The following is a 13,361-nucleotide window of genomic DNA, read 5'->3' as shown; positions in this document are numbered from 1 at the left end:
ATAATTGTTTTTGACATTTTATTAAAAAATAAAGGGTATTTTTGCCCTTTGAATTTAAGCAAAAATTTTTTTCATGAAGAAAATGGTATTATCCGCAGCAGTAGTCCTTGCTCTTACTGTAGCAAGTTGCGGGAACAACAGCGCTACTAACAACCAAGAACAAACCACAGAAACCCCTGTAGAGACAGCTCCTGTAACAGCCAGTGGTACTTATACTGCTGAACCTACTTCTGTTATCGAATGGAAAGGAAGCAAACCCACAGGTAGCCATACAGGTACTATCGCACTACAAAGTGGAACCTTTACTGTAGATAATGGTAAAGTAAGCGGAAATTTTGTGATAGATATGAATTCTATTACCGTTAATGACATCAAGGAAGACGAAGGAAAGCTTGACCTCGAAGCTCACCTAAAAGGAACTGGAAAAGAAGAAGGAGCTGACCATTTCTTCAATGTAAAAACCTACCCTACAGGAAGCTTTAAGCTTACTGGTTTTGATGGGACTAACGTAACTGGAGATCTTACTCTAAAAGGAAAAACAAAAACTATTTCCTTCCCTGCTACCCTTACTATCACCGATAGCGAAGTAACCCTCGAAAGCCAACCTTTCAATATCAACCGTGTAGACTATGGCGTAAACTATGCTTCTAAGTCTGTTTTTGGCGATTTAAAGGACAAATTCATCAATGACGAAATACAACTCGTTGTAAAAGTAAAAGCTAAAAAATAAGCTTATTTTTACATGATAAAAAGGGTAATAAAAACACTTTGTTTTTATTACCCTTTTTTCTTTTCCCTTACTTAAGGAATCGATTGTGCCAGCTATCGATCATGGGAGTTTCCCAGACTTGTTCGTATTCGTAGAGATTAGTAACCAAGTTGTTGAAAACAATGGTGTTACCATCTACCTTTTTGTGCTGTACGAGCTTCTTGAAATCTGTAAGGGGCACATAATAGATTTTGTCCTCATGGCGGTAGCTCACATTCATTTTGTCCAAAAGGAGCAAGTTATACTTCTGCTCTAAAGCCTGTATAAAGTGCGCCAGCTCATCCAAGGAACATCCTCCAATATGCTGATTGTCATCGGCAGCAATGACGATAAACTGGTGGTAGCGCAGCTCAAAAGCACTCCTTACCAAGGTGCCATGAGAAGCCCATTTGGAGAGATATGCAGTGAGATCTGCTGTAATCTGTGCCTCCTCTTCCCCCGTCAGAAGTCGATTACTGGGGTATATCCATACCCGTGCCGTTTGTGGCAAGGAATCCATGCTAACTAACATCTTTCTAAGTATTTCTAAGTTTCTTTTGTGCAAAGATACGGCTTTTTTTGAGATTAAAGAGCTTATATATCAAGTATTTTACTTAGGTACAATCAATAGACTTTTATAGGCACTTTCAGATATCCCTTGATCACCAAGGAATCGCCCTCCTGAGGAAAAATGTAGGGGATTCTTATCGTCTCCATTAAATAATTCGACAATTCTACATCGTAATTCCTCTTAGCTCTAATCATATAGGTTGCAGCATTCTTTCCCTCTACATGATCGGTATCCTCTTCATTGATACTTACGAAAAAGTCTTCTGTCTGTCGGCCAAATTCAAAAACTTGAAAGGTCAGATAGGTTTTCTTATCCTGACTTTTATAAGTATCCATTGTATACTCCTCTCCTAATACGGCGATTTTTCCATATTTAGGTCTGGGAGTTACCTTAGGTGGAGACTTTAGATAGGCCTTAATCACCAAGGAATCTCTTTTACGGGGAATGATATTAGGAATTTTCAATATTCCCGTAACAAATGCAGAAGCTCCCACTTCATAGGTTTGTCTATGATTCACCAAAAAAGTAACACTCTCTTTTTTCTTTATCCAAAAAGAATCTCCATTAATAGATGCTATATAAAGTTTCTTTTCATGAATACTATCTACAAATACCTGAAGCGTTAGATACTGCTTATTTCGAGTATGACTCTTATATTTTTCTATTGTATAATTCTTACCTAACACGCCTAATATTTGTTCCTTAACCGCTATTTTTTTGTTTGTTTGCGCATTTCCTATCGTAATATACAACAGACTAATAACAACTATTATGAGCTCTATTCTTTTCATCTTCTGATACTTCAAATAACCCTTTCTTACTAATATATTTTAGCTTTATAACGATTGAAAATATTATTTACAAACTGCGAAATAAATATTTTTTGATGGCCGTAAATGTAGTGTTCAATTTTTATTCATTCCTCTATGAACCTCGTCAAAAAACCACCTCCCTTTGGGGAGATGGTTTTGTGAATAATTATAACCAGTTAAAAACATTAAAACTCTGCACTCTGTGGGGTACGTGGATAAGGGATCACATCGCGGATATTAGTCATACCTGTAGTGAAGAGCACCAAGCGCTCAAAGCCCAGACCAAAACCACTATGTACGGCTGTACCGAACTTACGTAGCTCTAAGTACCACCAGAGGGTCTGCTCATCCATACCTAAGTCAGCTATTTTCTGCTTGAGTACCTCATAGCGCTCCTCACGCTGAGAGCCCCCTACAATCTCTCCAATACCAGGGAAAAGAATATCCATAGCGCGAACCGTCTTTCCATCCTCGTTCAGCCGCATATAGAAGGCCTTAATCTTGGCAGGATAGTCATAGAGAATCACAGGACACCCAAAGTGCTTTTCTACCAAGTAGCGCTCGTGTTCGCTCTGGAGATCTACTCCCCATTCATCTATAAGATATTGGAATTTCTTCTTTTTGTTGTGGTTGCAGTTCTTGAGAATTTCCACCGCTTCGGTATAGCTTACTCGCTTGAAATCGTTGTGAATGACAAACTCTAACTTTTCGATAAGAGACATCTCACTACGCTCCTGCTGTGGCTTGGTCTTCTCTTCTTCTAAGAAACGCTGGTTAAGAAATTCAATATCCTCACGACGCACCTCCAAAGTATATTTGAGTACATTCTTGATGAAATCCTCAGCCAAGTTCATATTGTCTATCAGGTCATAGAAAGCCATTTCAGGCTCTATCATCCAGAACTCAGCCAAGTGTCGGGAAGTATTAGAATTTTCCGCACGGAAGGTAGGACCAAAGGTATATATTTTGCCCAATGACATTGCAAAGGTCTCTCCTTCGAGCTGTCCAGATACAGTTAGGTTTGTCTCACGACCGAAGAAATCTTTCTTATAATCTACCTCTCCTGTCTCGGTAAGGGGCGGATTCTTTGCATCGAGAGTAGTGACACGGAACATCTCTCCTGCACCTTCTGCATCGCTTCCGGTGATAATAGGGGTATTGACATAGAAGAAACCTTTTTCTTGGAAATACTTATGTATAGCATAGGCTAAGGTAGAGCGTACGCGCATGATAGCTCCAAAGGCATTGGTACGCACTCTTAGGTGTGCCTGTTCGCGAAGGAACTCCAAGGAGTGTTTTTTAGGTTGGATAGGGTACTCATCAGGATTACAGTCTCCCAAGATGGTCACCTCAGTGGCTTGTACTTCTATTGATTGACCTTTTCCTTGGCTTTCTACTACTTCCCCTTTAACCTCAATAGCCGCACCAGTGGTGATACGCTTGAGAGTCTCCTCGGGAGTATGTTCGAAATCCACCACCACTTGTAGGTTGGACAAAGTAGAACCATCATTAAGGGCTATAAAGCGATTGCTGCGAAAAGTACGTACCCATCCTCTGAGGGTAACTTCTCCTATGTTTGTCTTTTCTTGTAATAATTCTTTGATACTCATCTTTTTCAGGTAATAGGTAAAGTTGCGTAAGCGAATATGTGAATAATAAATAATAAGAACTATTACTTATTATAATATCCAAATGCAAAGATAGTGAAAAAAATAGATTTTTTTGTTTTCTCAGAAAGAAACTTTTGAGAAAACATTATACCTTACTGATATATAATCTTTTAGACTTGTCTTTTAGAATCGAGGCGCAAAAGGACGGTCTGTGGAGAAGACTTGTATACCTTTCTCTGCCCATTGATTATAGAGCTGGTCGCCTTTGGCTGCTGCTCGCTTGTCCAAGTTACCCAAAGTTCCCAAGATAGCAGGAATACGTTGCTCATTGAGGGTCTTATATAGGCTGTCTTCTGCTAAGTGTACTCCTGTGAAGGCAAGGAGTTTTTCCTTAGGAATCCCAGTCTCAAGGATACGGTCTAATTCGGCTTGGTTGCGTATGGTCACTGAAATAAGCATCTCTGGAGCTACCTTGTGGAGTGCTTTGGCTTGTTCTACATTGTAGCTAATGAGCACTACCTGTGCTTCCATCTGTTCGGCTCGAACCAATTCGGCTACCTTTTGGTAAGAAATTCCCTTTTTGAAGTCCAGCATCAGGTAAGCACCATGCTGCTTGCTCCAGCTCAGTACATCCTTGAGCATAGGGATAGGGAAAGTGGTTTCTTGTCCAAAATCGTCCTTGAGTCGTACCTTGAGCAGCTCTTGAGTACTCATCTGTGATACGATACCACTTCCAGTGGCAGTACGCCCGAGCTTGTCATCATGCATGAGGAAGAGGTCGCCATCGGTACTTTCAAAGATATCTATCTCAAAGCTATGAATCCCTTTTTTAGAAAGGTGCTGAATGGTCTGTAAGCAATTCTCTGGATAGCCTTTGATTCCCTTTCCTGCACGGTGGGCGGAGATAATGGGTTTCTGCGCATAATATATGGCATTGGTGATTTCCTTCTGGGGAACTATCTGCCCTGAAGAGGAAGCATTTTTACAAGAGACTCCTGCGATAAGGAGTAGGAATAATACAATAATTTTTTTCATCTTTTTATACTATTGATTGGTAAGAGAATAGGACTTCGGTAATCCTACCAAAGTCCTATATTTTTTTGTTTTACTTGATCTATGCAGTAAGCAGGTGTTGGGTAAATCCGGATTTGGTGAGTTTCTCCTGTGCATAAGCACGAGTAACAACCAATGATTTTTCCTCTGTTCCTGGTAGTTGGAACATCGCATCGGTAAGGATACTTTCACAGAGAGAACGCAATCCGCGGGCACCGAGCTTGTACTCCAAAGCTTTTTCTACGATGAAGTTCAGAGCTTCTTCTTCAAAAGAAAGAGCAATATCATCCATACCAAAAAGCTTGATATACTGCTTTATAATTGCATTCTTAGGTTCGGTAAGAATCATTCTAAAAGTGGATTCATCCAATGGATTCATATAGGTGAGCACGGGTAATCGCCCAATAATTTCAGGGATAAGACCATAGTCCTTTAAGTCCTTATGAGTCACATATTGTAAAAGATTCTTATCATCTACACGGGTCTCTTTGGAAGTATTATAGCCCACCGCTTGGCGGTTCATACGCTTAGCGATAATCTGCTCAATACCATCGAAAGCACCTCCTGCGATAAAGAGGATATGCTCGGTATTGACCTCTATATATTTCTGATCAGGGTGCTTACGACCTCCCTTAGGGGGAACATTTACGATAGAACCTTCTAAGAGCTTCAGTAGGGCATGCTGTACCCCTTCTCCTGAGACATCACGAGTGATGGAAGGATTGTCTCCCTTACGAGCGATTTTGTCGATCTCGTCGATAAAGACAATACCTCGTTCGGCTCTATCCACATCATAGTCAGCTGCCTGTAACAAGCGGGTAAGGATACTTTCCACATCCTCTCCTACATAGCCCGCTTCAGTGAATACAGTAGCATCTACGATGGCCAAAGGTACATTGAGCATTTGGGCAATAGTACGTGCCATAAGGGTCTTCCCTGTTCCGGTCTGTCCTACCATCACGATATTACTCTTTTGGATCTCTACTTCATGCTCATCTCTTTCCTGTAGCAATCGCTTATAGTGATTGTATACAGCCACAGAAAGCACTTTTTTGGTGGCCTCCTGACCGATGACGTACTGATCTAAAAAGCTTTTGATTTCAGTAGGTTTCTTCAGCAGTAGATCCTTGTTCATGGCCATAATGGCTTTCTTCTTGTTGTTCTCAATCTCAGAACGCCAGATACTACCTGCCTGCTCTATACAATAGTTACAGATATATACATTGCTCTCTACCCCGCTGGAGACCAAGAACACGTCCTTGCCCGAGTGTCTCCCGCAGAAAGAACATACTTCAGTTGTTGTACTCATAGTATTCGAATTAATAAGGGTTATTAGTTACGGGTAAGTACCTCGTCAATCATACCGAAGTCTTTAGCTTCGCTGGCTATCATCCAGTAGTCACGGTCACCGGTTTGGATCACCTCTGCCAAGGACTTACCTGAATGATGAGCTATGATTTGAGCCAATTCTTCTTTGATTTTGAGGATCTCACGAGCGGTGATTTCTATATCACTGGCTTGTCCCTGAGCGCCTCCCAAGGGCTGGTGAATCATCACACGGGAGTGAGGAAGCGCCGAACGCTTTCCTTTGGCTCCAGCACAGAGCAGTACTGCTGCCATAGAAGCGGCCATCCCTGTACAGATGGTAGCCACCTCTGGCTTGATGAACTGCATAGTGTCATAGATTCCTAAGCCTGAATATACCTCTCCCCCTGGAGAGTTGATGTATATCTGAATGTCTTTGCTCGCATCCAAACTTTCCAAAAAGAGCAACTGCGCTTGTATAATATTGGCCACATGGGAGTTGACATCTGTCCCCAAGAAGATGATTCTATCCATCATCAAGCGGGAGAACACATCCATCTGGGTTACATTCAGTTGCCTTTCCTCCATGATATAGGGAGTCATACTACTGATGATCTTGTCATAGTAAGTACTGGAAACCCCACGATGTTGGGTAGCATATTTTTTAAATTCTTCTGAATAGTTCATTTTTTTTCTAATTAATGTTGGTGTTGGTGAGAGTAGAATTTTTCTATAAAAGCATCTACATCTATTTCAATCTTATTGAGATTGGCCTTTTCCTTATAGAACTGAATAAGTTTACCTCCGGTAAGTTCTCTGTGGATACGATTAAGTTCCTGCTCATTCTTAAGGGTGTTGTTCACAAAAGTATCTATCTGAGCTTGTTCTACATCAGTAAGCCCATAACGAGCTATCTGAGCACGAATAGCCTTCTCTGCGAACTCACGAATCTCAGGATAGGTCACCTGTAGGTTATTTTCCTGAATTATCTTACCTTCTATAAGCTGATAGCGCAAGCCTTTTTCTGAATTCTTATAATCCTCAGCGGCTTGTTCTTCTGTGATAGGATTTTCGCTGGTTACTTGAATCCATCTTATTAGGAATTCCTTAGGTAGGTCAAAAGAGGTTTTCTCTATAAGCATTTCTGTAGCATCGTCCAATAGACGTGTATCGCTATTGACAGTGAACTCCTCACGGATACCTTCTTCTACCTTCTTACGGAAATCCTCTTCGGTAGTGATATTTTCATTTGGATATAGCTGAGCAAAGAAAGCTTCGTCCATAGTAGCCAAAACCACCTCTTGAATACTTTCTATAGTGAAAGTAACTTCGATATCCAAAGAGTGAACTACTTCATGAGGTACTCCCAAGGCCTGCATTAGTACATGTGGATCCTTGAAAAGTTCCTTGGTAGAGAAGGAAAGCTGATCTCCTACAGCTTTGTCTTTGATTACTTCAAAAGCTTTGTCTGTAAGTGCTTCTGCAAGGAAGCTATATTCCTTATCTATATTCTGAGCCTCATTGAAGAAGATCCCACTGATCTGACTGTTTTTAGCTACTTTTTCGGTAGGAACGAGCGAACCAAAGCGAGTGCGTAGGTGTTCTATCTGAGTATCCACCTCTTTGTCAGTTACTTTGATTTGATAATAATCAATAGGGGTAGAAAGATCGATGGAGAATTGTGGTGCAAGACCTATTTCGAAGACGAAAGTATGGTGATCACTATCCCAATCCACCTCAGGGGCATTCTCTTTAGGGATCGGTTGTCCTAATAGCTCCAATTTTTCATCACTTACGAACTTGTTCAAAGAATCACTAATGAGCTTATTTACCTCATCTACTTGAATAGCTCTCCCATATTGTTTCTTAATCATTCCCATAGGGATATGTCCCTTGCGGAATCCTGGGATAGAAGCATTTTTGCGGTAGGAGTTCAGGGCTTCATCTACTTTTTTCTGGTAATCAGATTTGTCAATCTCTAAGGTAATCACGCCATTGAGCGCGTCTATTTGTTCCTTGCTAATATTCATTAGGGTTGATTTTAATTCATGAAAAATTCAGTTGGCAAAAGTACTACAAATTATTGGTTGTACAAAATTTTTTGACAAAAATTTATTCGAAGCCAATTCCATCTCCAAGTAAAATTTTTTAGCTTGGATTTTGGTGTAAGAAATCTTTAGATTTTTTTAAAGTTTAATACTTTTCTTGATCTATCATCAATTCTATTTTGATACATCTTTACATTTTTGCCTGCAAAACCTTTAAAATCATCCTCTTTAAGTATGTATTATCTCACAAGAACATAGGTATGCCCACAAGAACCATAAAAAGGGTAGACTAAGAAAATTGTAAATCTAATTTCTTTTGAACTCTCTTAAAATCTGAGAACTCTGTTCCATTATCACAGATTATAGTCTTAACACAGTTCTTATAAGGTAGCATCATATTTATAAACTCATCAGCTAATGGTTTATCCTTCTTACCTACAGATAATTTCTTCATAAACAACATCTTATTTGATATCTCAAATATAATCAGTATAGCCCTTCTATTACCAACACCCAATTCAAAATCACTACCGAAAAATTTAACTTACTAACAAAACTTACATAGTCATTAGCCTCTAATAACAAGCTCTCCACCACAGCCTACTGACCACTCACCACTATAGTTGTTTCTCCTTTTAGTTTCTTACTGTTGGCTTTCAGGCTTATTTTTCCAGCTTTCTCAGCGGCCTGAACTATGACAACCAATTTCCCATTGAACAGATGCATTTTAGGCAAATGGAAAAGATCAATGCAAGTGGCATCCCCATTAGCAGCAGCACGATAGGTGCCCGCGCCTTTTACTGTAAATTCGACCAGTTCATTTACATTGGGGCATACATTACCTTTTTCATCTATCGCTTCTACAGTAACAAAGCAGAGGTCTTTACCATCGGCCTTAATGGTAGAACGATCAGAGGTTAGGCGTAGAGCATAAGGAGCACCTGCGGTATGGAGTTGCTTTTCCGCTACAGCTTTGCCTTTTTCATCATAAGCAATTACTTTTACAATACCAGGTTCATACTTAGTATCCATCCACATTAGGCGGTAGCGTTTTTGGCGTTCAAGGTCTGTAGGATTACCTTTTCCTTCATCTTTGGCTAACTTGATGCTGAGATCTTTGCTGCGTTTTCCTTGGCTTTTCCCATTGATAAAAAGCTCCGCTGTAGGATAGTTGGTATAAACGAAAATAGGAGTTGTCTTTCCTTCACGTCCCTCCCAATTCCAGTGGGGAAGGATATGAAGCGTTTCCGCTTCTTTGTTCCAGTGAGAACGATAGAGGTAAAAACGATCTTTAGGAAGTCCTGCCAAGTCTACCGCTCCAAAATAAGAACTATGAGACGGCCACTCCTCATAGTATGGAGTAGGCTCTCCCAGATAATCAAAACCTGTCCAAATAAATTCTCCTATAGTATAGGGTAGGTCTTCTTGGTGAATCCAATCATCTTCAGGGAGGTTTGACCAATCGCAATGTTCTACATCATAGGACGATGATTGCATGTCTGGATATTTGGCCATAGACTTTCTCTCTATAGGAAACTTATACACGCCTCGTGAACTGAGTGTAGAAGCGGTCTCACTGCCGAGTAACAAACGTTGTGGGAGCTTGCCATAGGCCTCTTGATATTTGAAAGGACGATAGTTAAAACCAACTAGATGCATGGTCGCAGCCATATTGTTTCGCAAAACATCATCAGGCCTATCCATACCATTACTTATAGGGCGTGTAGGATCTAGTGCTCGTACTATGTTTTGTAAATAATAGGCTACTTGTGAGCCATTCTGTACGCTTTGTTCTTCTACCTCATTACCAATGAACCACATCAGCACACTGGGGTTGTTACGGTAATGCTTGACAAGGTTTGTGAGGTCTTTGGCAGCCCAATCCTTGAAGTAGAGATGATAGCCGTTGTCTACTTTGGGTATTGCCCATTCGTCAAAGCTCTCAACAGCCAATAACATACCCATCTCATCGGCAGCACGCACATACTCAGGGGCAGGCATGTTATGGGAAGTACGAATGGTATTGACACCCATATCTTGCATAATACGTATCTGTCGGCGAATAGCGGCTTCATTCACAGCACCCCCTAAAGCTCCCAAATCATGATGCATACACACCCCTTGGATCTTAATTTTTCGTCCGTTGAGGTATAGGCCATCGTTGGGTTTTAGCTCTATAGAACGAATGCCAAAGGTTGTACTCATCTCATCTTTTACTACTCCATTTTCATAGAGTTTAGTAACAGCCTTGTAGAGATATGGTTTTCCTATATCCCACAGCGTAGGATGGTTGATATAGAGTTCGTTAGAAAGTACATCGCCCGTATATTGGGTACTTTGGGTAGTATGACTGGTTAGCTTTTCTCCCTTGGCGTTGAAAATAGTGGTTTCCACTGAAATATTGGCCTTGTTATCGGTTACAAATTCAGTATTTACCAAGACTTTAGCAAAATCTTTTTCTATGATAGGGGTTGTAAGCTGTATTCCCCAAATAGGTATATAAGTTTTGTTCTTGGTGATAATATGTACATGGCGGTATAGGCCTGCACCGGGATACCAGCGTGAGGCTTCAGGGAGGTTATTTAATCGTACAGCGAGTGTATTTCCTTGAGCCTTTACAAAGGGACTGATATTGAGGAAGAAGGTATTGTAACCATTGTGCCATAGACCTGCCTTGTGTCCATTTACATATACTTCGGGGTTACTCATAGCTCCGTCAAACTGTATAAATACCTGCTTGTCGGCCGTCAATTCAGGTATATCAAATTCAGTACGATACCAGCCTACTCCCACAAAAGGCAATCCTCCTGTACGTCCTGTATGTTCAATGGCTGATTTCTGTCCGTCTTGCTTGATAGCAATGCGCTGGAGGTCATTCTCCCTATCAAAAGGGCCATAGATAGCCCAATCATGTGGTAAGGTTACCTTTTGCCATTTACTGTCATTATAGTCTGCTTGTGAAAATTTAGGCTGGTCTTCACGTGTGAATTTCCAACCCTTTTCTAAGGTCTGTTGTTGTGCCCAGCTCATAGTGGTAAGTGCTAGCAATGATAGAAGATTAATTTTTCTCATATCTGTTTTTAAGATTTTGTTATTGAAGCTGATTAAACTTTATCTGAAAAGTAAAATCCCTAAAAATTAGAAACTTTGTGCAAAGATACAATAAATAAATGAATTATTTCTTTTTTGAGTGTGGGAAAAAGGGGTTTTAAGAGCAATTTTGATTTAGTTTCAATATTTTTATTGATGGTCAAGAAGTTAAAAATAGGAATTTAATAGAGAGAATTTTCCATTGAGACTTATTTAGAAAAAGGAGAAGCTATATAGCAAAAGGTTGTAACTACAAATATTATATTCTCGAGTGATAATAAAGAGTAAATGATAGCAAAGGGAAGTCCTAAACTGGAAATCATAATGACTTACATGAAATAGAAGAAATACTAAAAGAAATCTTAACTTTATTAAAAGAAGCAGGAATAGAATACAAAATCCTGTTTTTCAACGCTGATAAGAAATTTCATAGCAAATCTCTTAGAACTTGTTTAGGAAGCAAAGAAATTATAACGAACATCAAACCTAATCCCAAAAATGGAGAGCAACCAGATGTTTATTTTGATGAGAAATTGCAGAAGAATAGATGCAAAATGATTGGTCTGATGGATATAAATACTTAATAATACACATGTATCTTGATATAACTTGGATAAGAATACTCATATTTGAGTTTATCTCCAAGTTTCTCAAAAAGCTTAAACTCATTTATCCAAAAAAATATAACTTATTGATTACAAATATAATACATACTGCTTGGAAATAAAAATTTTTAATAAGTCTATCATAAGAAATCAAATAATGTTAAAAAAATACGAATTTATCTCGTATTTCAAAAAAAATTCTTACTTTTGTAGGAGTAAAAATTTATTATTATGGAGAATGTAGCAAAACTCATTTTCGAAGGGAAAGAATATGACTTTCCCATTGTGGTAGGCACTGAAGGGGAGAAAGCGATGAACATTGAAAAGTTACGCGCCCTAACTGGACTAATTACTTTAGATTCTGGCTACAAGAATACAGGTTCTTGTAAGAGTGCCATTACTTTCCTCGACGGGGAAAAAGGGATTCTACGCTATCGTGGGTACAATATCGAGGATCTCGCAGCCAAGGCGGAGTTCCTGGAGGTAGCTTATCTGCTTATCTTCGGAGAACTTCCTACTGTGGAGCAGTACGATGATTTCAAGCGTACTATCCACAAGTATACTTTAGTTCATGAAGAAATGCGCCAAATTCTCAATGGTTTCCCTAAGGCAGCACACCCTATGGGGGTACTCTCTGCAGCTACCAGCGCTCTTACAGCCTTCAATCCTATTCCAGTAAATGTGAAGTGTGAAAAGGATGTATACCAAGCGGTATGTAAGGCTATTGCCAAGGTGACTATCATTGCCACTTGGGTATACCGTAGGCGTGAAGGACTCCCTCTGAACTATTACAACAATGAGTTGGGCTATATAGAGAATCTGTTACAGTTATTCTTCTCCATTCCTACAGAAAAGTACCATATCAATCCTATAGTGGTAGCTGCTATGAATAAGCTTCTTATCCTGCATGGAGATCACGAACAGAACTGTTCTACTTCTACAGTACGCTTGGTTGGTTCTTCCGAAGCAGGTCTTTTCGCCAGTATCTCCTCTGGGGTTTCTGCCCTTTGGGGTCGCTTACATGGTGGTGCGAATCAGGCAGTTATCGAAATGTTGGAAGAGATTCATGCCGATGGGGGCGATGTGGACAAGTTCATCCGCAAGGCAAAAGACAAAGACGATCCTTTCCGCCTTATGGGCTTCGGACACCGTGTATACAAGAACTTCGACCCTCGTGCCACCATTATCAAAGCTGCTGCCGATGATGTGCTCAATGCCTTAGGTATCGATGAGCCTATCTTTGCCATCGCTAAGCACTTAGAGAAAGTAGCTTTAGAAGATGAGTATTTCAAAGCTCGCAACCTATACCCCAATGTGGATTTCTATTCTGGTATCATCTACAAGGCTTTGGGTATGCAGTTGGAAATGTTCACTGTACTCTTTGCTATCGGCCGCTTGCCCGGCTGGATCGCACAATGGAAGGAAATGCGCCAAGGTGGAGAACCTATTGGTCGCCCTCGCCAGGTCTATGTAGGAGCTCCACAAAGACCTTTTGTCCCATTAGAAAAACGATAAGCTC

The 13,361-nt window shown here is 40.2% G+C and carries 10 protein-coding genes; 2 read left to right on the top strand and 8 right to left on the bottom strand.

What is annotated here, in order from left to right:
* The first annotated feature begins 73 nt into the window (after positions 1-73).
* The gene (locus CGC50_RS07710; RefSeq protein ID WP_095910350.1) at positions 74-730 is read left to right on the top strand and encodes a YceI family protein; all 657 of its coding nucleotides are present in this window, start codon (positions 74-76) and stop codon (positions 728-730) included.
* A gap of 67 nt (positions 731-797) precedes the next feature.
* Here CGC50_RS07710 and CGC50_RS07705 read toward each other — a convergent pair whose 3' ends face one another.
* From CGC50_RS07705 to CGC50_RS07665, 8 genes are all read right to left on the bottom strand, one after another.
* Entirely contained in the window at positions 798-1,280 is a 483-nt protein-coding gene (locus CGC50_RS07705; protein WP_040359476.1) for a hypothetical protein, read from the bottom strand.
* 92 nt (positions 1,281-1,372) lie between these two features.
* Positions 1,373-2,110 (bottom strand): hypothetical protein, encoded by a 738-nt coding sequence (locus CGC50_RS07700; protein ID WP_095910348.1) that lies wholly within the window; start codon positions 2,108-2,110, stop codon positions 1,373-1,375.
* Positions 2,111-2,316: 206 nt separating this feature from the next.
* Positions 2,317-3,741 carry an asparagine--tRNA ligase gene (asnS, locus tag CGC50_RS07695; protein WP_095910346.1) on the bottom strand — a complete coding sequence of 475 codons (1,425 nt, stop codon included), beginning with the start codon at positions 3,739-3,741 and terminating at the stop codon, positions 2,317-2,319.
* 183 nt (positions 3,742-3,924) lie between these two features.
* Positions 3,925-4,776: a glycerophosphodiester phosphodiesterase family protein gene (locus CGC50_RS07690; protein WP_002666836.1), complete on the bottom strand. Its 852-nt coding sequence runs from the start codon at positions 4,774-4,776 to the stop codon at positions 3,925-3,927.
* A gap of 79 nt (positions 4,777-4,855) precedes the next feature.
* A complete protein-coding gene (gene clpX / locus CGC50_RS07685) occupies positions 4,856-6,103 on the bottom strand; it encodes an ATP-dependent Clp protease ATP-binding subunit ClpX (RefSeq protein WP_095910344.1) in 1,248 nt (415 codons plus the stop codon).
* Positions 6,104-6,126: 23 nt separating this feature from the next.
* Positions 6,127-6,786 carry an ATP-dependent Clp endopeptidase proteolytic subunit ClpP gene (gene clpP, locus CGC50_RS07680; protein ID WP_002666517.1) on the bottom strand — a complete coding sequence of 220 codons (660 nt, stop codon included), beginning with the start codon at positions 6,784-6,786 and terminating at the stop codon, positions 6,127-6,129.
* Positions 6,787-6,797: 11 nt separating this feature from the next.
* Positions 6,798-8,129 (bottom strand): trigger factor, encoded by a 1,332-nt coding sequence (gene tig / locus CGC50_RS07675; RefSeq protein WP_095910343.1) that lies wholly within the window; start codon positions 8,127-8,129, stop codon positions 6,798-6,800.
* Between the two features lie 618 nt (positions 8,130-8,747).
* A complete protein-coding gene (locus CGC50_RS07665) occupies positions 8,748-11,219 on the bottom strand; it encodes a DUF4982 domain-containing protein (RefSeq protein WP_095910339.1) in 2,472 nt (823 codons plus the stop codon).
* An 854-nt stretch (positions 11,220-12,073) separates the two neighbouring features.
* Here CGC50_RS07665 and CGC50_RS07655 point away from each other — a divergent pair.
* Positions 12,074-13,357, top strand: coding sequence for a citrate synthase (locus tag CGC50_RS07655; RefSeq protein WP_095910336.1), 1,284 nt, complete (start codon positions 12,074-12,076; stop codon positions 13,355-13,357).
* Positions 13,358-13,361: the final 4 nt, after the last annotated feature.

The organism is Capnocytophaga gingivalis, assembly GCF_002302415.1.
Classification (GTDB): Bacteria; Bacteroidota; Bacteroidia; order Flavobacteriales; family Flavobacteriaceae; genus Capnocytophaga; species Capnocytophaga gingivalis.
The sequence above is the reverse complement of the archived record's forward strand: the minus strand, read 5'-3'. Positions and strand labels throughout refer to the sequence as shown.